At 34.5% G+C, this 21,588-nt stretch carries 17 protein-coding genes; 3 read left to right on the top strand and 14 right to left on the bottom strand.

What is annotated here, in order from left to right:
* Positions 1 to 21 precede the first annotated feature (21 nt).
* From recQ to tig, 4 genes are all read right to left on the bottom strand, one after another.
* Positions 22 to 2,202: a DNA helicase RecQ gene (gene recQ, locus NMU02_RS08750; protein ID WP_255027440.1), complete on the bottom strand. Its 2,181-nt coding sequence runs from the start codon at positions 2,200 to 2,202 to the stop codon at positions 22 to 24.
* Between the two features lie 112 nt (positions 2,203 to 2,314).
* On the bottom strand, positions 2,315 to 3,553 hold the full coding sequence (gene clpX, locus NMU02_RS08755) for an ATP-dependent Clp protease ATP-binding subunit ClpX (RefSeq protein ID WP_255027441.1): 1,239 nt from the start codon (positions 3,551 to 3,553) through the stop codon (positions 2,315 to 2,317).
* A 52-nt stretch (positions 3,554 to 3,605) separates the two neighbouring features.
* Positions 3,606 to 4,271 (bottom strand): ATP-dependent Clp endopeptidase proteolytic subunit ClpP, encoded by a 666-nt coding sequence (gene clpP, locus NMU02_RS08760; RefSeq protein WP_255027514.1) that lies wholly within the window; start codon positions 4,269 to 4,271, stop codon positions 3,606 to 3,608.
* A gap of 243 nt (positions 4,272 to 4,514) precedes the next feature.
* Positions 4,515 to 5,873, bottom strand: coding sequence for a trigger factor (gene tig, locus NMU02_RS08765; protein ID WP_255027442.1), 1,359 nt, complete (start codon positions 5,871 to 5,873; stop codon positions 4,515 to 4,517).
* A 381-nt stretch (positions 5,874 to 6,254) separates the two neighbouring features.
* Between tig and rbp the strand changes: the two genes are divergently transcribed.
* Entirely contained in the window at positions 6,255 to 6,500 is a 246-nt protein-coding gene (rbp, locus tag NMU02_RS08770) for an RNA-binding regulator (protein WP_255027443.1), read from the top strand.
* Between the two features lie 160 nt (positions 6,501 to 6,660).
* Here the strand turns inward: rbp and NMU02_RS08775 are convergent, their stop codons facing one another.
* A complete protein-coding gene (locus NMU02_RS08775; RefSeq protein WP_255027444.1) occupies positions 6,661 to 7,134 on the bottom strand; it encodes a Dps family protein in 474 nt (157 codons plus the stop codon).
* Between the two features lie 115 nt (positions 7,135 to 7,249).
* Between NMU02_RS08775 and NMU02_RS08780 the strand changes: the two genes are divergently transcribed.
* Together NMU02_RS08780 and NMU02_RS08785 are read left to right on the top strand one after the other, a co-directional pair.
* Positions 7,250 to 8,176, top strand: coding sequence for a hydrogen peroxide-inducible genes activator (locus tag NMU02_RS08780; protein WP_255027445.1), 927 nt, complete (start codon positions 7,250 to 7,252; stop codon positions 8,174 to 8,176).
* A gap of 184 nt (positions 8,177 to 8,360) precedes the next feature.
* Positions 8,361 to 11,093 (top strand): ATP-binding protein, encoded by a 2,733-nt coding sequence (locus NMU02_RS08785; RefSeq protein ID WP_255027446.1) that lies wholly within the window; start codon positions 8,361 to 8,363, stop codon positions 11,091 to 11,093.
* A 302-nt stretch (positions 11,094 to 11,395) separates the two neighbouring features.
* Here the strand turns inward: NMU02_RS08785 and NMU02_RS08790 are convergent, their stop codons facing one another.
* The 9 genes from NMU02_RS08790 to map form a co-directional block, all read right to left on the bottom strand.
* A complete protein-coding gene (locus NMU02_RS08790) occupies positions 11,396 to 12,289 on the bottom strand; it encodes a hypothetical protein (protein ID WP_255027447.1) in 894 nt (297 codons plus the stop codon).
* A gap of 16 nt (positions 12,290 to 12,305) precedes the next feature.
* Positions 12,306 to 13,526 (bottom strand): hypothetical protein, encoded by a 1,221-nt coding sequence (locus NMU02_RS08795; protein WP_255027448.1) that lies wholly within the window; start codon positions 13,524 to 13,526, stop codon positions 12,306 to 12,308.
* A gap of 17 nt (positions 13,527 to 13,543) precedes the next feature.
* Positions 13,544 to 14,644, bottom strand: coding sequence for a DUF5031 domain-containing protein (locus NMU02_RS08800; protein ID WP_255027449.1), 1,101 nt, complete (start codon positions 14,642 to 14,644; stop codon positions 13,544 to 13,546).
* 21 nt (positions 14,645 to 14,665) lie between these two features.
* Positions 14,666 to 15,628, bottom strand: coding sequence for a FimB/Mfa2 family fimbrial subunit (locus NMU02_RS08805; protein WP_255027450.1), 963 nt, complete (start codon positions 15,626 to 15,628; stop codon positions 14,666 to 14,668).
* 19 nt (positions 15,629 to 15,647) lie between these two features.
* Positions 15,648 to 16,775 (bottom strand): hypothetical protein, encoded by a 1,128-nt coding sequence (locus NMU02_RS08810; RefSeq protein ID WP_255027451.1) that lies wholly within the window; start codon positions 16,773 to 16,775, stop codon positions 15,648 to 15,650.
* Positions 16,776 to 16,802: 27 nt separating this feature from the next.
* Positions 16,803 to 18,170: an OmpA family protein gene (locus tag NMU02_RS08815; RefSeq protein ID WP_255027452.1), complete on the bottom strand. Its 1,368-nt coding sequence runs from the start codon at positions 18,168 to 18,170 to the stop codon at positions 16,803 to 16,805.
* A 72-nt stretch (positions 18,171 to 18,242) separates the two neighbouring features.
* The gene (locus tag NMU02_RS08820; protein ID WP_255027453.1) at positions 18,243 to 18,797 is read right to left on the bottom strand and encodes a DUF3575 domain-containing protein; all 555 of its coding nucleotides are present in this window, start codon (positions 18,795 to 18,797) and stop codon (positions 18,243 to 18,245) included.
* Positions 18,798 to 19,332: 535 nt separating this feature from the next.
* Positions 19,333 to 20,499, bottom strand: coding sequence for a TlpA disulfide reductase family protein (locus tag NMU02_RS08825; RefSeq protein WP_255027454.1), 1,167 nt, complete (start codon positions 20,497 to 20,499; stop codon positions 19,333 to 19,335).
* A 129-nt stretch (positions 20,500 to 20,628) separates the two neighbouring features.
* On the bottom strand, positions 20,629 to 21,486 hold the full coding sequence (map, locus tag NMU02_RS08830; protein WP_255027515.1) for a type I methionyl aminopeptidase: 858 nt from the start codon (positions 21,484 to 21,486) through the stop codon (positions 20,629 to 20,631).
* Between the last annotated feature and the right edge of the window lie 102 nt (positions 21,487 to 21,588).

Here is a 21,588-nt window from a genome sequence, read left to right on the forward strand (position 1 = left end):
ATAATTATATTATATAAAGAATCAATTTCCCATTTCCGAAAGGAATTTAATTCTTACCAAACGTATTTCTTCTTCTGTATAATCCCGTCCGAGTTCAGCAATCGCATCTTCGAGACTGTCACTATCGGCTTCTTTAAAATATTCGAAAATATCATCGATATGATCTTCATCCATTATTTCTTCCAGAAAATAATCGATATTTATTTTCGTACCCGAATATACAATGGCTTCTACCTCATCTAAAAGATCGGTAAATTCGAGACCTTTAGACTCAGCCAACTCATCGAGTGCAATCTTACGATCGATACCCTGAATAATAGATACTTTTAATTTCGATTTATTAGCGACAGTACGCACTCTTAAGTCTTCGGGACGTTCTATCTCATTCTCATCACAATGTATCTTTATTACTTTTATAAATTCTTCTCCATACCTTTTTGCTTTACCGGCTCCAACTCCTGGAATATTTTGTAACTCCTCCATAGTCACCGGATATGTAGTAGCCATAGCTTCGAGAGAAGGGTCCTGAAATATAACATAAGGAGGTAGTTCGAGCCTCTTGGCGATTTTCTTTCTCAAATCTTTAAGTATAGAATAAAGAGTTGGATCTACCGCACAAGAAGCTCCGCCTTTCATCGGTACTTCTTCTTCAACTTCATCGAAATCATTATCTTGTACAATCTTAAAAGATACCGGTTTTTTCAAAAAGGCATGGCCAGACTTCGTTACTTTCAATAAGCCATAATTTTCGATATCTTTATCGAGATAACCGGCAATAAGGGCTTGACGAATAACCGCATTCCATGTTTTTTCTTCTTCTCCCTGTCCACACCCGAATACCTCGAGATCGTCCTGATGATAAGATAATATTTCTGATGTTTCTTTTCCTAATAATACGTCGATCACATGATCGGCTTTAAACTTTTCTTTTAATGCAATTACAGTTTCAAGAACTGCACAAAGTAAATCTTGAGCTTCCACTTGTTTTTTAGGGTTTAAACAATTGTCACAATTTCCACAGTTTTCCTCTCCGTATTCTTCCCCAAAATAATGCAACAGTAGTTTACGACGACATACCGAAGACTCAGCATATGCTGCAGTTTCGAGCAGCAATTGTTTACCTATTTCTTGTTCTGCGATAGGCTTACCTTGCATAAATTTCTCGAGTTTCTGCAAATCTTTATTAACATAGAAAGTAATGCATTCTCCCTCACCTCCATCTCTTCCGGCCCTTCCGGTTTCCTGATAATAGCCCTCAAGACTTTTAAGAATATCATAATGTATTACAAAACGCACATCGGGTTTATCTATTCCCATACCAAAGGCTATCGTAGCTACGATAACATCTACTTTTTCAAGCAAAAAAGCATCCTGATTAGCTGTACGTGTCGCAGAATCCATTCCGGCATGATAGGGTAACGCATTTATCCCGTTTACTTTTAAAGTTTCGGCTAATTCCTCCACTTTTTTACGACTAAGACAATATATTATTCCCGATTTTCCAGACTGATTCTTAATATACTTTATAATATCTTTATCTACGTTCTGAGTTTTTGGCCTTACTTCATAATATAAATTGGGTCGGTTAAAGGAAGATTTGAATACTGCCGAATCGATCATACCCAGATTTTTCTGAATATCATGTTGTACTTTCGGCGTCGCCGTTGCTGTAAGGGCTATAAGCGGATGAGAACCTATTTCGTTAATTATGGGACGTATCCTACGATATTCGGGACGGAAATCATGTCCCCATTCCGAAATACAATGGGCTTCGTCCACTGCATAAAATGAGATTTTTACTTGTTTTAAAAATTCTATATTCTCTTCTTTAGTAAGCGACTCGGGAGCCACATACAGTAATTTTGTTTTTCCTGATAAAATATCGGATTTCACCTGATCTATAGCCGCTTTATTCAACGAAGAATTTATAAAATGGGCTACCCCGTCTTCTTCACTAAAATTACGCATCGCATCTACTTGATTTTTCATAAGTGCGATAAGTGGAGAAATAACAACAGCCGTACCATCCAATAACATAGACGGCAACTGATAACACAATGACTTGCCCCCTCCGGTAGGCATCAATACAAATGTATCATTGCCGGCAAGTAGATTTTCGATGATCGCTTTCTGGTTTCCCTTAAAAGTATCGAACCCGAAATATCTTTTTAACTCTTCTGTCAGATTTGTGCTCTTAGCCATTCAATAGTAAATTAAACTTTAATTACGACATATGTTGGAAATCGGATTTATATAAGCATTGAAACAAAATTATAAACAAGTCTTCAAAATAACCAATTTTTACACTATTATTTTAATGTAAAGTCAGCATATTTGTCTTCTTTAGTTTATCCTCTGCATATTTACGGGTAATATTCAGTTCTTTTTCGTCAGAGGATGGCATATCGAACATCGCATCCATCATAATATTCTCAGCAATCGACCGTAATCCTCTGGCTCCTAACTTAAACTCAATCGCTTTTTCGACGATAAAATCAAGGGCACTTTCATCAAACGTCAGTTTTATACCATCCATTTCAAATAGCTTCTCATACTGACGAATAATCGAATTCCGAGGCTCGGTTAGTATCCTACGCAACGACTCTTTATTTAAAGGATTTAAATATGTCAATATAGGTAAACGTCCGATTATCTCGGGGATAAGACCAAAAGCCTTTAAATCTTGTGGGGATACATATTGCAAAAGATTATTTCGATCGATCACAGCCTTATTTTTATCTGCTGCATATCCTACTACTCTCGTATTTAAACGCATAGCGATCTTTTTCTCAATCCCGTCGAATGCGCCGCCGCAAATATAAAGTATATTTTTAGTATTTACTGCAATCATTTTCTGATCGGGGTGCTTACGACCACCCTGAGGCGGTACATTTACAACCGATCCTTCCAGCAACTTCAACAATCCCTGCTGAACTCCTTCTCCGCTTACATCACGGGTTATAGAGGGATTATCACTTTTCCGGGCTATTTTATCTATCTCGTCGATAAATACAATACCACGTTCGGCCGCTTCTACATTATAATCGGCTACCTGTAATAAACGTGTCAATATACTTTCTATATCTTCTCCGACATATCCTGCTTCGGTAAGCACTGTTGCATCTACAATTGTAAAAGGTACATGCAACATACGAGCTATAGTTTTCGCAAGTAATGTTTTACCGGTTCCCGTAGGGCCAACCATTATAATATTTGACTTCTCTATCTCGACTTCATCCTTATCGGATTCCTGATTCTGTAACAAGCGTTTATAATGATTAAAAACCGCAACAGACAGATAACGTTTTGCATCATCTTGTCCGATTACATACTCATCGAGAAATTTTTTTATCTGATGTGGTCGAGGTAAATCCTTTTTGGAAAAACCGAGATCCGTCTTATTATTTTTCTTTTTCCCGAAAGCTTCTTCGGTGATCAGATAAGCCTGTTCGACACATGTATCACAAATATAACCAGTCATACCGGTTATTAACAAATTTACTTCATTTTCCGATCGTCCACAGAAACTACATTTGTGTTCTTGCTTCGCCATTATAATTTATCGTTCTTGCTTCTCTTCTAATTTTCAAGTCTATTTTAAAGGATTATTTTGAGCGTGAAAGTACATCATCGATCATCCCGTATTCTTTTGCTTCTGCGGCAGTCATCCAATAATCACGATCAGAATCTTTTTCTACACGCTCATACGTATTTCCCGAATGATCTGCAATAATCGTATACAATTCTTTTTTCAACTTTTGTATTTCACGAGCAGTAATTTCAATATCCGACGCTTGTCCCTGGGCTCCTCCCATAGGTTGATGTATCATGACGCGGGAATGCCTTAAAGCAAATCGTTTACCTTTAGTACCGGCAACAAGGAGAACTGCAGCCATAGAAGCAGCCATACCGGTACATATCGTAGAAACATCACTGGCAATATACTGCATCGTGTCATAAATTCCAAGTCCGGCATACACACTTCCACCCGGAGAATTGATATATATCGAAATATCTTTTCCGGCATCTGCAGAATCCAAATACAGCAATTGAGCCTGTATTACATTAGCCGTATAATCATCAACTTGTGTACCCAAAAAAATAATACGATCCATCATCAAACGCGAGAAAACATCCATCTGGGCGACATTCAATTGTCTCTCCTCGATTATGGTAGGCGAAATATAACTGCTCGTTATATCCATATATTTATCCAATGCCAGACCATTCATACCTAAATGCTTGGTTGCATAATTCTTAAAATCGTTTATCGCCATTTTCTTTAAATTTTAAATTGTCATTCTTTAATTGTAACAAACAAAGGTATAAATAATTTCAGTAAACATACAAATTTATTTTATTGCATTCGTCACATAAAAGAATATAAAATCAATAATAATACAAAAAAATATACCTGCCGAAATTGTTCTTCACCGGGCATATCATATAATCAAAAGACATAAAAATTCCCATATCTTTTCCAAGATACGGGAATTTTTGCTATCATTTTCGAGTTATTTATTTTCGAACAGTTTATAAAAATCGTCGAGGGCAATCTCTTTTTCATTAAGTTTCACCTTTTCTTTTATAGCCTTCGTAATTTTTTCTTCCGTAGCACGATCTACGATATTACGTACAGCATTTTTATCTTTAAGCATATCAGTCGCATACTTTTCAAGAATATCAGCAGGAACATTAGCCATCCCGTATTGAGCAAACTGTGCTTGAGTAACTTTTTTAGCCATTTCGAGTACATCGGCGTCTTCTACCTTAATATTCAAGTCGCGTACAATCTGTTCTTTTATCAAATGCCACTTAAGATCGGGAAGCATTTTTGGGTATTCTTCTTCAATAGATTCGGGAGTACGATTTTCCCCTGATGCTACCAGCCAACGTTTTAAGAACTCTTCAGGCAATTCCACATTACCTACCTTTTTTTCGATTACTTTACGAGCATCTATACTGAATTTATAATCGCTTTCGGGGCTTAACTGAGCTGCCAGCATTTCTTTAATTTTGGCTATATATTCCTCCTCAGTTTTCACAACATCTTTACCGAAAACGTTATCGAACAGCTCTTGTCCCATCTCAGCAGGTTTAAATCCTAATATTCCAGTAACTTCCATTTCGAAATCACTTTTAACATCAGCCGCCTGTTCTTTAGAGATGTGTAACATAGAAGCCATTTCTACTTCAAGTCCATTACATGTATTCGAAGGGTTAAAAACAACTTTATCCCCGACTTTCACTCCAGCAAATTTAGCCTTTTCATCATCATTCTTAAAATGAGAAGGAGACACGATAGTGCTTTCAACGGCAATACCGTCCTCTTTAACGGTTCCATCTTCAGCAAGTTCGGTAAGTTTACCCCGAATCATGTCGTTATCTCCGGCTGTTTCCACTTCGATTTGAGTACCGAAACGATTTGCCATCGCATCGCACTGCTTCTTTACCATTTCATCATCGATCTTAATATTATAGTAATCGACTTTTACATTTTTATTAAGATCAACTTTAATTTCAGGAGCCAAAGCAATATCAAACGAAAACTCAAAATCCTCTTGTGTATCGAAATCAATATTTTTTTGTTCGGCCGAAGGCAGAGGTTCGCCCAAAATATTCAATTTATTTTCCTTAATATGGTTGTAAAGTTGTTCTGAAACCTCCTTGTTGATTTCTTCTACCAGAACAGATTTACCAAACATCTTTTTTACCATTCCCATGGGTACCATACCTCGACGAAAACCCGGGATATTAGCCTTCTGACGATAAGTACGCAGAGCTTTATCTACTTTCTCCTGATAATCGGCTTTTGTAATCTCTATTTTGATTACAGCATTTACATTGTCAATGTTTTGTTGCGAAACGTTCATTCTTACGAATTTATTTAATTTAAAATTATTATGCATTCAATGACGGCACAAGAAATCACCGCCTATCTCAACTTATTTTTTTAACAAAATACAATTGGCAGCGCAAAAGTAATTGTAATCTTTCGATAATCAAACAGGTTTTACGATTTTGTTTTAAATTTAAAGCATAAAATACCGTTTTTCAAGCCTGCCACATACCTTAAATAAAAAAAATTTATCATTCGCTTGTACATCCAAATTTTATATTTTTCTTTGTAATCGAATGAGAGTAGGTTTGCTCTGAATGTTGAATGCTTCATACATTTAATTTAATGTATGTTTTATAAAACCTTATTTCAAACCCGCCTATTCAACATTTTATTTATCAACTTATTTTTTATTATGAACATTTACATTGGAAATCTTAACTACCGTGTTAAGGAAGCAGACTTGCAACAAGTAATGGAAGAGTATGGTCCTGTTGAATCTGTTAAGATCATTAAAGACCGTGAAACCGGTAAATCAAAAGGATTCGCCTTTATCGAAATGGCAAATGAAGCTCAGGCTAAACAAGCCATTGAAGAACTAAATGGAGCCGAATATGAAGGCCGTACAATGATCGTAAAAGAAGCACGTCCGAAAGCCTGATTTCAGATTATTATTGCTAATTGTTCTCCGCATGCAAGTCTAACAACATATTAATTTTTTCGACTTACAACGACTACTATAAAAAAGACCTTTCCTCCTTCGGAAAGGTCTTTTTGTTTTTCTATGACGGAATATTCCTCTTAACAATGAGGATAATTTATTAATCAGTAAAAGCACTCAACATCCAAACCAACTTTTCCTGTTCGGCCAAAAAATCGCTCATCATCGATACAGTTACTTCATCTCTTGCATCTGAAGCTACAGAAAGCAATTTTCTTTCTTCTTCTATAAAATGCCCATAAGTTTCAAGAATATTTTTCAAGGCTTCATCTGCATCCGAGACATAAGCGGTTTCTTTTATACGAGATACTTTCAGATAACTACTAAAATTATGTTCTGGTACTCCGCCAAGCATCAATATTCTTTCAGCAATTTCATCCACTTTTTCAGCAGCATCATTATACAATTCTTCAAATTTACTGTGCAAAGCAAAAAATAGCTGACCTTTGATATTCCAATGAAATCCTCTCAAATTTGTATAATATACCTGAAAATCGGCCAAAAGCTGTTGCAAACCATTTACAATAGTCTCTGTTTTTTGAACATCCAAATGGATATAATTTGTTGTCTTCATAATTTATAAATTTTATTTGTTTGTTTTTGTTGATACAAAGATATCGAGTCGAATTGATAGAAACAAACTGATAATTTCTATCTTTGCATAGATAAAATCTATCAAAGAAAATATTATGAATTTTCAACAGCTCGAATATATACTGGCCGTTTCTACATTACGCCACTTCGCAAAAGCGGCAGAATATTGCCATGTTACACAACCTACCCTGAGTATGATGATACAAAAACTCGAGGAAGAATTAGATATTAAGATATTCGATCGCAATGCACATCCTATACGCCCAACACCTGCCGGTGAACGGATAATAGAACAAGCTCGTAAAGTATTATATCAGGCATCGCTAATAAATGATATTGCAAAAGAAGAAAAAAAATCTTTATCGGGTATTTTTCGTATTTCTGTTTTACCTACTGTTGCACCATATTTACTTCCTCGTTTTTTTCCACAATTGCTAAAACAATATCCCGATCTCGACATACGGATATCTGAAATGAAAACAAATGACTGTATCGAATCTCTTCTATCCACTAAAGCAGATGCAGCAATTATCGCAAATTCGATAAATCACAAAGAATTAAAAGAAGAAGTTCTATATTATGAAGAATTTTTCGGTTATGTATCGTCACAGGAAACAGCTTTCAAAAATGATATCATCCGCTCGTCTGATATCAACGGAGAACGACTTTGGTTACTCGACGAAGGACATTGTTTCAGAGATCAGTTAATACGTTTTTGCCAAATGGAAAGTGTAAAGGTTCATCAACAAGCATATCGATTAGGAAGCCTCGAAACTTTTATGCGGATGGTTGAAAGTGGAAACGGTGTTACTTTTATTCCCGAATTGGCAATTTACCAACTTAACGAAACGCAAAAAAAACTCGTAAGACCTTTTGCTATTCCACGGCCGACACGTCAAATTTCAATGATTTCACGAACTGATTTTGTACGCTCGGGAATTCTTTCGTTACTCATCGATCATATTAAATCGGTAATACCTCAATCGATGTTGCAGCATAAAAAAACACAAATTCTTCTTTAAGAAAGAAGAAAAAAATGTAAAAACAAAACTCATTTTATTGATAAATATCTTTTTGTCAAAATAATGACAATTATATAAAGCAAAATGACAATTATCTAATACAAAATAGTATATTTGAAGTTGTAAAAATACATGACATTTTATATAATATAAAATAGTTAGATTGCGCTAAACTTAATCAAAGATGAAAAAAATTGGAAAGATATCCACATATTTCTCTTTTTTCGGAAAAAATAAACTATCATCTGAAACCTTACAACTTTTAAAATCTTTACAGGGAAATTCTGTCGATATCATATGTATACACAACAATAAATTCAAAATACTATATCTCTTCGATAATCCCGTAAATTCATTTTTATCTACAGCAAAAAATAAATATATTACTGATATCATACCCGATACGACAGCATACGAAAAATATAGAAAAAATGCTGAAAGTGTATTAAAAGACGGTATTTCAAGGGAATTTGAACTATGTTTTACATATAACCGTTCGATTCGAAATTTCAAAATAAAATGTATATTTCTTGAAAACAAAATTATCTCTTTTTTACAAATCGTTACTCCCAATTTATTTCCTGAGACAAATACAGGTGCAAAGGAAATACATCCTTTTTTCGAAAACATACTTGAAAATCTGGCAATCCCCATTTCCATTAAAAATATGGATACGGAAAAATATATATTCTGGAGTAGAAAATCGAATATTTTCGGATTTCCGGCATCTGTAATGATTGGAAAAACAGAAGACGTTTTTTTCGAAAAAGAGCAAGCTTCAAAATTACAAGAATTCGATAGAAAACTAGCCCGGGAAAACGGTTCGTATCAAGGCGTAGAAACTTTTAATCTGAAAAGCGATAATAAAAATCACACTTTAATAATCAATAAAAATATATTCTCTTCAGGTAATACAAAATGGCTGCTGTGCAGCTCTATAGACATATCCGATATCAAAGAACAGCAAAGCGAAATCGATTCGGTAACCCAAAAGCTTACCATGGCATTAAATATTTCGAAACTCATTCTTTGGTCTTACGACATAGAAAAAGAAAAAGTTACCTACGAATCATACCCGTTTTCAAAAGATAAAGACGTCTTTATACAGCTTGATAATATAAAGACAAAAGATGAATTTTATAGTTCCATACATCCCCAGGATCGCCCTGTAGTAAAAAAAATGCTTGATAAATTATCATCGGGAGAATTAAATAATATACAACAAGTTTTTAGATCCGATATCGAAAAATCAAATAATTATATCTGGCTTGAAATGCAGGCATCTGTCGAAAAACGAGATTCTGATAACTCTCCTTTACGATTAATCGGCACAATGACTTCCATCGACAGGTATAAACAACTCGAATATGCCCAGCGTCAAGCAAAAGAAGAGTTAGAAATCACAAACTCTATACTATCATCCGTATTAAGTATCTCTAAAGTTCTCCCCTGGCGATGTGACGTTCCATTTCAGTTATTTTCATGCGATTATAACATTTATCACCACGAGGACCAGCCAGCTCCTATCAACGGTAAATATTATTGTTCGGTAGGAAAATATATTAATTCGATACACCCGTCATATCGCGAAAAAATACGTACGGTATTTGAAGATCTTTTATCCGGGAAAAGAAAAGATTTCCATGAAGAATACCTTGTACACTGGTATAACGACCATGAATACGAATGGATCGATAAACAAGGTACGATTTATGAATATGACGAAAACGGTATTCCCAAGACAATCATCGGCTCGAGTATCGTTATAACCGAACGGAAACAAATGGAACAAAGCCTTTTGTTGGCCAAAGAACAGGCAGAAGAAAGTAATCGCTTAAAATCAGCATTTTTGGCCAATATGAGCCATGAAATAAGAACACCGTTGAATGCCATAGTCGGATTCTCGGAAATACTTACTACCACAGACGATGAAGATGAAAGAAAAGAGTATATTAATATTATACAAAATAATAATATTCTTTTGCTTCAGCTAATCGGAGATATCCTCGACCTATCCAAAATCGAAGCTGGTACACTCGAGTTTGTTTATTCCGATGTAGATGTCAATACACTACTGGAAGAAGTTTTACAAATAGCACAAATGAAAGCCGATAGTGAGGTATCAGTTTCTTTCGATGAAAAAATAACAGATTGCATTGCTTATACCGAACGCAACCGGTTATTACAGGTTATTAATAACTTTGTCTCTAATTCCATAAAATTTACCCATAAAGGAAGTATTAAAATAGGATATTATCTCACAAATTCTAATATGCTTCATTTTTATGTATCAGATACCGGTTGCGGTATAGCATCTGATAAAATTAATCAAATATTCGGCCGATTCGTCAAACTGGATAAATTTGCACAAGGTACAGGTCTTGGTCTTGCCATAAGCGAAACGATCATTCGTAAAATGAATGGAGAAATAGGAGTAGAATCATCTGAAGGCGAAGGCTCAACATTCTGGATAGAAATACCATTTATCCCTTCTAAAAAAAATAAAATATCGGAGAAAACATCCAAAACCGAAAATCCAACGAATAACAACTCTATCGAAAAGCCTCTTATACTCATTGCGGAAGATAATGCCAGCAATTATAAACTTTTTGAATCTATACTGAAAAAACAGTACACACTTCTACATGCATGTAATGGAGTAGAAGCCGTTGCCATATACCGAAATTATAGGCCTTCTCTGATTTTGATGGATTTAAAAATGCCCGAGATGGATGGTTATCAAGCAACAAAAGAAATAAGACGACTATCTGATACCGTTACAATTATTGCCGTTACAGCATATGCTTTTGCAGAGGACGAAATACGGGTATTGAATAACGGATTCGACGATTACATGTCGAAACCTATCAAAACTAAAATATTATTGGAAAAAATAGAAAAATATATAAGAGAATAATTAACATCGATTGCCATCTAACTCTTTTCGAGTAAAAAAAATATTATAATGTTATCAAAAAGTCATATATAAACAAAAAAAGGTTGTCTCGCGACAACCAATCTTCATTAACCTTAAATCTAATACCATGAAAAACACATTGCAAATGTAAAAGTTTTTTTGCGGTTGTCAATATATTAGAGTCATTTTCTTTTCTATTTTAATATCATTTAATACTTAGTGCCAATTTTACACTATAGAGAAATTATTTTTCACTTACTTAAACGATGGTAAATAAAAGTACTTTCTTCCACTAAGTCCTTTTAGTTTAAGTCGGTTTCTCCGCCATTAATGCTTCCATCCCAACGGGTATCTACAGTAACAGTAAAATCCAAATCATTATTTAATGAAGTATTTATATGTAATAATTGATTTCTTATAAGTGGTAAATTATCTTTTATTACAGCTTCGAAACAAGGTATATCTGCATTATCAGTAAATGCTTTAAGTTTATAGGTAGCGTATTCGTTGGGTAAAGTAGGATAAACACCTACCAGCAAATTGGACGCAATGTTTTTTTTCGTCATTTCTTGCAACATAATACGCTTTGAAATAGATATATGACCATTATAGTCTCCTCTCATAAAACGGTTAAGTCCTACATTATCCAAGCTAATTTCAAGAGCCGTTAAATAAGAAGGTATCTGGCTAAAAGAAAAATTTACAACACTGTGTAATCGTTGAAGATATGCATTATACCGCATATCACAATCACAATTTATTGTAAAGGGAAAGTTCAGAGCAAAATAATCTCCACATTTATCGACGCCGGGATATACAATCAAGTATTTATCAATATCGGAAGGATCTCCCGATAACACATCATCATCACAATTAGCGATTACAATCAGACGGTAATCCCCAGGATCTAACCCAGAATAAGAAAAAATATAATAAGGGGAATCCGACGATATAAAATCTGATACAATCCCCTGTTTTTGTAATACGCCATCTTTATAAAAGAAATAGCGAAACTTTTTAATACGTGTTTTAAAATTGGCTTCTGAATCTTCGGGAGACAATGTGGATGCTCCAAACTTTTCGACATATACATTAACAACTACATCAGCAGTTTTACATTTATCGAGATCTTCATGTACACAACTATATATAATACCGATAAATGGCAATAATGCAAAAAATATTTTGGTATTCATATTGAATAAAATTTTACTATTTATCTAAATTCCATTCGCAAAAATCGTCAAGAATTACAGCAGGATCTTCTTCTGGCAAATATTCGAGCATTCCTTTACCATATGGATATTCTTCATTGAATATTTCCGGGATATCGGCCGGCCGAAAAACTACCCCGCTAATACCGTTCGGCAATATTCTGAGACCTCTAATCGTACCATCATAAACATAAATAATACCCCCCGAGTAGGTATTGATTTTTATATCAGTCAAATAAAAATCCATTGTTCCGTCTGCCTCGGCACCGGTAAGAAAGAACATATTCGGTATATGAGAGTTATCCGGTCGAATAATAAAGTAACGATCGCCATTTTTTACGGTATACCATCTGCCAATAGCTGTAGTTGAAAATTTTATTTTCATTACCGGATTCAGTTTCGGATAAAATGCATCTCCCCAACAGTTCATACCTTCGCAAAACCCTTTTTGATCCAACGTACGGAGGGTCGTTTTAAAATAATGCTCGGTAGTATTAAATTTCACATCTTCGCCGGCTGTAGGTGGTATATAATCTTTTAACATCAACCTGAACTTCATCACTTTTCGGAAAAAATCGATTTTAAGACTGTTATCGGAAGTAGAATGTAGGTCTCCTGTTTTAGTCACACTAAATTCCTTTACTCCCGTAAATATTTCTCGGTTCAACTCCCGTTCTCCATAGTTAGAATAATCGATAGATCTTTTATAGTTAAAAGCATAGGGAATCGTATCACCGGGATGTGAAATATCTTTTACCAACATACCCTCATATATATCAGGATTCCACTTAACGCTTTCAGGATTAAGTACAGCTATAAGGCGATATTCTCCGGGACGCAAATCTACATTCCATTTACCAACTATCTGGTTAACACCAGTTATATATAATGTATTCCATTTCGATTGAGCAGGATCTAATTCAGCTGTTACAATAGTATCTAAGTACCAGCAATTATTCAATTTTTTCAATAATATACCTCTGAAACTATTTTGCAATCGCGTCGTCACAACATCTTCTTCCACATTTTTTGTCCTCATAGGACGTAAATCTGTCTCATATTGAATATTTTCCAAATGAAGAATAAAATTAAAATCTACATTATATTTATTTACCGTACCCTCCTCTGTAAAAAAAATATCTTCTAAAAAATCGTTTTCTTCCCGACATGAATAGATGCTTAGGAGTATACTAGAAATAATGATTATATTTTTCCACATAATTATATTCTGTTTAATTAATATTTTTTCCAAGCAGTATGAATGCCGAAATCCGACAATTCCGGTATATCGATAATACGATTTCCCGGTACTCCAGCCTTATTAACTGTAAAATGATCGGAAACAACAGAAATTCCATTTTTCTCATAAAGAGACGGGAGATTTAATTCTATACTATTCTCGAGATAACAATCGTGAATATGAATATGATTTTTTAATCCGCATACCGGTGTAGTATCGTAATATTTAAATAAAAGCCGCATTTTTATACCTTTATCCGAAGGAAGAAGAAATAAACCATTTACTCTTACCCCACCCTTTGCATACTCGACAATATTTAAACCTATATTATTCTGTGGCACCGAAACCTGAAATCGCTCGTTTTGATTTACGATCAGAGTTTCAACATATTCGTTTTCGTTTTTTTCAACAGCGACTAATTCATTTTCAGCATCGAATGATAATGCTTTTGTTATGCCTTTGTAATAGACTTCTATTGTGAAAACTCTATCTAAAACCGATAAATACCGGGGATCTATATCAATGGGATTATCTATTCCGGTTCCAGTCCTTACAAATTCGAATATCATTTGTCCTACTATTCGTTTTAATTTCCCTTCTATCATTCCGGCTGACATAATAGTCTTACTGCTCATTTCTGTAACCCCAAAATAATTTTCCATAGAAAGATGCTCGGTTAGGGGAATAATGACTAAATCGTTCCACTTCGTCTCATTTTGCACCAATGGCTTTTTTCCTATCGATTCTATAGTAATTTCACTATTATCTGACGGAGTGGCTATAAACAGAAAACGATAATCATTTTCTGTCATCTCTACATAAGGTATTCTTAACCAGTTGTTTTTTTCTTGTAACGAGAGTAAAGAACCCGAATATATAAAATCATTTTCCTGTTTCGATTTTTTAAAAATATACATCGAATAATTCAGTTCAGGTAAATTATCCGAACTGCTTTTTACAAACATTTTCACGGGTATTTGTACTTTTTCCACGTTATCTATTGCTTCGATAGATTCATTCTCAGCACAGGAGATCAAAATCCACATCAAAGTAACAAAAGATAAAGCCGTTACAAATAGTCTGATAATCATTTTCATTATAGTAGGCATTTGGCATTATCAATTCCACATTCCATTGTCACCTGTTATTTTTTCCGAAATAGGGATTCTATCAAGGGTGATTCCAATTAATTTATAGGCAGAGTTAACCCATAGCCTAATTTCTAATTGTTCATTACGTTCAGCATGTCCCGTTAACAATTTTTCCATTTTCTGAAATGGAGAACCATCAACCGGATTAAGCGATACTTTTAGAGATATTTTTCTTTCCGAATTTGAAGAAGGAAGAAAAAAAGGTCCGTCGATATCGATAAATCCATCAGCAGTAAGCACATTTTTATCAATCGAATAGGTTGATAACGACTTTCCCGTATCGTATGTTCCCGAAGCATTTACACACTTACCAACGCCCGTGATTTCAACTTGTATATTTTCAAATATGTCTGCCATAGAATGTCCTTGTTCATAAGGAACCGGAATATATTCATCTCCATGTTTATAACCTTGTTTTACAGTTATGCGCAATTGCGATACAGCCCTTTTAAGGGTACATGTTATCGTACTGCCCGAACTGATTGAATAAACAGAATCAGCAATTTGGTATTCCTGTAAAAATAATTCTCCCGAAGGCATCAGACAGCCGTTATTTAAAACGTCGGGCTTAACTACAAACATTACGTCTTTGTAATTTGTAATCGGAGTTAAAGTTTCAGGGATAAGCATAAAATTATTTCCGGATGATTCAGAAAACAAAAATTTATATTCACCCATTGGCATGCTGACTTTTATTTTACCCTCGTTCCAATGCTCTCCAATCGTCGAATTATACCAATAACCTTCCCCTTCTTTTCGAAAAGCATAAATTATGGCATTATTCGTTTTATTTATAAAAGTCACTGTTTCTTTTTTATTTCTTATTTCTGAAGATACTCCTGGCTTTCTGCCATCGAGAGTATCTTCAGAACAAGAAAACAAACACATTACAGGCAAAACGACTAAAAAAATATACCGTATGACCCTCATAAGCTATTGATTAAAAATATTAAACTTCTTCTTCAACAATGTTACATCCATCCCAAGCAGTTTCGATACTGATATCGAAGTTTAATGTAGTATCGAATATCGTTCCGCTCAACACATAAACTTTCACTAACGTAACTTTATTCCTTTCCACAGGTATTCCATCGGCAATATAAATTGTACGTACCGTACTGGGGGCCTTAGTAACAACCACAGTTAAACCGGCTTTTGTACTATTTTCGGAAAAAGGGAAAACGAATGCTCCTCGAATATGAGCTGAACCGGCGTTAATGTGATCGGGCAGAATATTATCATATTCTTTAAATTCAGGAGTACCGACAATTGTTTTATCAGAATTTCCGATGGTAACGGCCGTTGCCGGATCTGGATTATAATTCGCATTAAAAGTTCGATACATACCATTATCTTTAATGGGGCTACCGACAAAATTTATTTTATTATTTATACCGCTAAACCGCATCTCGAAAGATTGGGGTAAAATTCCCCCGAATATATCTGTCGTACCATTTGTTTCGGTATAAGTATTATCCGGATTTTTAATAGCTCTGATAAATAAAATATCAACTCTCGATACTCCACGATTAAGAGTAGATTTTACGATAGGGTTGCTCTCGTTTGAAAGTCCGAGCGTATAGTCGGGAATCTCTTCAAAGGTTCTTTTTTCAAGAAACAGCGAATGAGTATCCGAAAGAGAAGAATTCAGATTTAATCCTAAATTTTCATGTAAAAAAGTGCCCCCTTTTACTAAATCATCCATCGTGAAATTACCCCTCTCATTAATCCCTGCTACAGGGATAAATTTATACGTACCAATCGGCAAAGTAGCCGTTCCCGAGAGTTTATTATCTGTTATACTCATATTATCGGTATCGACATCTTTTAAATATCTGTAATTTCCCGTACCGGATTCTTGCCTGAATGCCAGAATTCTAAAATCGTTTTTCCCCATAGGTTTTTCTAAATTCCGAAAAGGATAGATATGATCTTTAAAATTCAAATTCATCTCGAAACGGATTTTAGTAGTAGAAAGATCTGAGGGAGAATTTAAATTATTTTGCTCCTCGTCGGTACATGAGACAAAACCCAATAAGGCTGTCGCCACAAACAATTTTAATTTTTCAATTTTCATTTTTCAATTTATTAAATTTTACATTTTTTATTTATACATCAACATTAATTCATTGCGGTTATAAGAAGCTTCTTTGCATCCATTTTTTTCAGCCTCTTCGAAACATTTTAGAGCTTTTTTCCAATCACCTTCATAAAGTAACAAGACTCCTAAATTATTTTGTACAACAGGATCGTTTTCAAAATCTACCAAGTAATTTCTGGCCTGAATATAGTCTCCGTTATTTATAGCAATAGCTGCCATATTATTATGCGCAAAAACATTTTGAGGGTATAAGTCGTATGAAATTTCTATTATATTATTAAAATCAGAAGAACCTTGCGAATAAGTAGAAGCGATTTGGTAAAGTTCATTCATATTCAGCTGTTCGGGTTTATATTTCAATATTATTTTTCCTGATTCTACCGTAAAAGGCATAATCCGATACTGAAACTTGCATTCAACTCTCCTAAGAAGCGGATAAATATTATTTAATAAATATCTATAGGTATACCCACCATCTAAATTTCTTATTTTTTCATCTCGGGCATCCGGATGATCCGTCATATCAATTATAGAGATAATCTCATTCCGTAATGGGATTTCTGAACTATCTACTTTTTGACGTACGCTCAACCAATCTTCCGATTCTGAACCAACAGTAAATAAATCCTCATTAATAGATCGTTTATTTATCAGGTAATGTTTTAATGCTTCAGCCCGTTTTTCCGATAAGCGTGTATTATAAGAGAAATTTCCTTCGGGAGAAGCATAACCGGTTAACGCAATTAATTGAGGAACGATAGCTGTATCACCAACAATGGTATCTATCACAGCATTTATCGTAGATAATTCGATAGCATTATTATCGAATTCTGGATTTAGTACGGCACTTCCCTGATGAAAATTCAATCTTGCCACCACCAATTTCTCTCTTACCTTAGGTTCAGAAAACGGAACGGCAAAATAGGCTAAAGGCCTTTTATGAAATTGCATAACAGGGATCGCACCAAGTTCTTTATTGCATTCGGCACACCCCGAAATCTTACGCATTAAATATAACTTGCTTCCATACATCCAATTTTTAAAATTAACTTTAGCCGTATAATTAACATCAGATCGGTCTTCTGTAAGCGGAATAACGCGATACGGTTCACCAAATACATTTTGCTTGTCATACAATATTTTTTGCCTGTGATTAACCTTCTCCCGAATTTTACCGGTAAAAAGGACAAACGGCAAACGAAGAGTATCCAGTCCGTTTATCAATATGGGTCTCAGCATCATTTGCTCTTCAGCACCTATATTTAATTGGGAATAATCGATAGAAAAACCTATATTTAAATAATTACCCGAACGAAATATATCTTTATTTCCTATTCTTATATCGTCATTATTCCGATCTTTAGCTTTCATTATAGGTATGAAAAAAAATATACCGATAAATATATATAAACCGACTCTTTTCATATTTATACTTATCTTTAATTATTTTATTATATATATTATACTCACGGCCAATTTCGTAGGGCCATAATAATTGTGATTCTGTTTCTTAATTATTTCTCCACAAGTTGCTATTGGATATTTTTTATCAGAAAGACGAGCGTAGCCAATTCCTAATGAAGTTTCGAGATTCCAATGGTCATTCAAAACCCAATGATAACCATATACAATACCACAACCGAATAAATGACCTTGATATCGATTATGTTTCATATTATCATTAAAAAAAAGGCCTCCGACATTATAAGTGGCGTAAATACCGTGTAATCCCCAAAAATGTCCGTTAAACTTTTCACACAACCAATAACGTATTTCCGGTTGTATAAGGCCATGTTTTAATCTGTATTTTCCGAATTTCCAAGGATTATAATTCCCCGATAAATCGAACGACCATTTACTGCTGAGTCCGAATTCAACGCCTAGATTAAGAGTAGTCGATACAGCGTACAGAAGATTTGATTTAACGGCAACTTTCTGTCCCCATGAAGTATAGCACGCTAACCCCGATAAAAATACGATCAAAAATATCTTTTTCATCTCCATTAAATTATAGCAATCCTGATTAAAGGAATAATGCAAAACACATTTTAAAACGATAATAATTATTCATGGCTTAAGCTTTTGGAATAATATCATCTGCAATCTTGTATTTACGACAAAAACACAAAAAGAGGTAAAAAAGACGTAGAGAAAAAAAATAATAAGTTCTAAATAATTATAGCAAAGTTCAAGATATACAAAAAGTTACAAAATAATTTTGCCTCAAATAATTATAGTTGTAAATTATTACTGAGTAATATTTTAATCTCCTATTAAAAAATATCATGCTATCATAAGTCACCGTTTCTTTTATCAGGTAGGTACCTTAATAATCAATCGTTTTGTATATTTGTGCATACTCCACAATTATTCACCATAAAAAAATCCCTTTATTCAGTCTTTAGAATATAAAGCCAAATAAAAGGATATATGATTACCGGTTTGTAAAAACAAATTTCTAGAAAAACAGCGATTATAACATTATAATCACAAGGTTAGTTTTAGAAACTTATGACTCAAAAGAAAAAAAATCTCATTTTGACATCGCCCTCTCTAACTTCTGAATGATCTCCCCATAATTTCCAAAATTACGAGCAATTATTTTCCCCTCAGGAGAAATAAGTATAAGCAACGGCATAGCGGTAAGATTATAGCGTTCGGCAATATATGCATTATCGGGATATGAAGTATATACAGTCTTCCATATATGATGTAACATGGGACTCAACTGACGATATACTTCGGGCTTATAGGTCATAAGAGCATCCGGATCTACACTATTTTGTACTAAGTCAAGAATTTCAAGGCCCTTAGAATGATATGTATAATATATCTTCTCTATCTCAGGGTTGATACGATAACTCCCAACAGAAGGCCCCCAATAAAACAATAACAAGTATTTACCTTTATAATCACTCAATGAAACATGCGTTGTATCGTTAACATAAAGCGTAAAATCGGGAGCAACGGCCCCCGGTTCGGTTTTCTTTTTCATATCGATCACCTGACGTATCAAATCGGCTGTATAAGTTTTTTGTATTTCAGAATCCATTTCTGAAAGACGTTTTTCCATTTCAGCCGACGATAATAACGATGAATTCCACAAATATAAAGCTGCGCCATATTCTGTATCGGTAGATTCGTTAGCTAACTGCATACTGACTTTATCCCAATCAGGTCCGTTATTAACTTGCGTAAACTCCACCAATACTTCTTTCATAGCCGCAGAATTCTTATCTTTGCGAGCTTTATCATATTTATCATAAACATCTGCTTCGACCCGGCCTACACTATCTTTCAAAAATGTATATCGGGCAACCAGAGAATTTTCATACTCTGCGCCGCTCTTTTCTGCAAGATTAAAACGATCAGCAGTTCCTTTAAGCTTTACAGTACCCTTTCCCAAAAAAAGCAACATTTCACGATTTCTTGCACTTACGGCCGTATCAATCGGATGATATTCGAGAGTATAAAACGATGCCCCGTCATTTTTCTTTTTATATTCGAATCCGTTTTTCTTTTTTGCTAAAACAACATCGACCGTACGATCTGATGGTTCAAGAACATTTTCACGATATATATATACGGTATCTCCTTTTTGCATACCCTCTATTTCGGCCTTTAAAGTAAAAGATTGTTTCTGGGCAGATACAGACACAGATCCCAGACATAATAATAAAGATATAAATATAGTTTTCATTTTTATGATTTTAGCCACGAATTAATTTTGGAATGTAAAAGTACAAAATGTTAGTATAAACAAGTAATACCTTAACGGAATTAAATAAAAAATCATATACTTTCTAACCTGAATTATATAAAGATCCTATTAAAAAGTAAGTATCTCCACACCATTTTCCGTCATTAATAAAGTATGTTCCCATTGAGCCGAAGGTTTCCGGTCGGCCGTAATAACTGTCCAGCCATCTGCAGCATCGATAAAAACTTCATAAGTACCCATATTTATCATAGGCTCGATCGTAAAAATCATGCCGGGAACTAAAACCATACCCGTTCCTTTTTTCCCGAAATGATTCACTTCTGGTTCCTCATGAAATGCCAACCCGACTCCATGTCCGCATAAATCCCTAACAACAGAATATCCGTTTTTTTCGGCATGCTTTTGTATTGCATGACCAATATCACCGACAAACCCGAATGGTCGGGCTGCTTTCATACCTATTTCAAGACATTCTTTTGTTACGTTGACCAAGCGTTGTTTTTCTGGAGAAACCTCTCCGATCATAAACATACGGGAAGCATCGGAATAATAACCATCGAGAATTGTAGATACATCGACGTTAATAATATCTCCATTCCTTAAAATACGATTTTTATCGGGTATTCCATGGCATACGACTTCATTAATCGACGTACATACACTTTTCGGAAAACCTTCGAAATTTAATGGTGCCGGTATAGCCCCCTGAGAAACAGTATAGTCATAAACTAAACGATCGATTTCCTCAGTCGACATGCCTTCCTTTATTTCACTTTGTACAAGGTCAAGAACTCCCGTGTTTATCGTTCCACTGCGCCTGATACCTTCAATTTGTTCCGGCGTTTTCACTAAATTACGAATAGGTACAAGATGCCCTTTATTTTGTAGATATAATATCCTTTTATCTAGTGCTGTAAGAGATTGTCCTTTAATGATCCGCCAATTATTTATCCGTTTCTTAGGCATATTCGTGATATTAAATTCGTAATTTTCAAAATTACTCATTTATTCACAGGATATACAACCTTGTACCAATTTATTTATAAATATTTATATCACACATTATAG

It is taken from the genome of Coprobacter tertius (genome assembly GCF_024330105.1).
Classification (GTDB): Bacteria; Bacteroidota; Bacteroidia; order Bacteroidales; family Coprobacteraceae; genus Coprobacter; species Coprobacter tertius.

Bases quoted from the DNA above. Each gene is read 5' to 3' on its own strand.
- NMU02_RS08800 (WP_255027449.1), bottom strand. From the start codon at position 14,644: ATGAAAATGATTATCAGACTATTTGTAACGGCTTTATCTTTTGTTACT.
- NMU02_RS08785 (WP_255027446.1), top strand. From the start codon at position 8,361: ATGAAAAAAATTGGAAAGATATCCACATATTTCTCTTTTTTCGGAAAA.
- map (WP_255027515.1), bottom strand. From the start codon at position 21,486: ATGCCTAAGAAACGGATAAATAATTGGCGGATCATTAAAGGACAATCT.
- NMU02_RS08780 (WP_255027445.1), top strand. From the start codon at position 7,250: ATGAATTTTCAACAGCTCGAATATATACTGGCCGTTTCTACATTACGC.
- clpX (WP_255027441.1), bottom strand. From the start codon at position 3,553: ATGGCGAAGCAAGAACACAAATGTAGTTTCTGTGGACGATCGGAAAAT.
- NMU02_RS08775 (WP_255027444.1), bottom strand. From the start codon at position 7,134: ATGAAGACAACAAATTATATCCATTTGGATGTTCAAAAAACAGAGACT.
- NMU02_RS08795 (WP_255027448.1), bottom strand. From the start codon at position 13,526: ATGTGGAAAAATATAATCATTATTTCTAGTATACTCCTAAGCATCTAT.
- rbp (WP_255027443.1), top strand. From the start codon at position 6,255: ATGAACATTTACATTGGAAATCTTAACTACCGTGTTAAGGAAGCAGAC.
- NMU02_RS08825 (WP_255027454.1), bottom strand. From the start codon at position 20,499: ATGAAAACTATATTTATATCTTTATTATTATGTCTGGGATCTGTGTCT.
- NMU02_RS08790 (WP_255027447.1), bottom strand. From the start codon at position 12,289: ATGAATACCAAAATATTTTTTGCATTATTGCCATTTATCGGTATTATA.
- NMU02_RS08805 (WP_255027450.1), bottom strand. From the start codon at position 15,628: ATGAGGGTCATACGGTATATTTTTTTAGTCGTTTTGCCTGTAATGTGT.
- NMU02_RS08815 (WP_255027452.1), bottom strand. From the start codon at position 18,170: ATGAAAGCTAAAGATCGGAATAATGACGATATAAGAATAGGAAATAAA.
- recQ (WP_255027440.1), bottom strand. From the start codon at position 2,202: ATGGCTAAGAGCACAAATCTGACAGAAGAGTTAAAAAGATATTTCGGG.
- tig (WP_255027442.1), bottom strand. From the start codon at position 5,873: ATGAACGTTTCGCAACAAAACATTGACAATGTAAATGCTGTAATCAAA.
- NMU02_RS08820 (WP_255027453.1), bottom strand. From the start codon at position 18,797: ATGAAAAAGATATTTTTGATCGTATTTTTATCGGGGTTAGCGTGCTAT.
- NMU02_RS08810 (WP_255027451.1), bottom strand. From the start codon at position 16,775: ATGAAAATTGAAAAATTAAAATTGTTTGTGGCGACAGCCTTATTGGGT.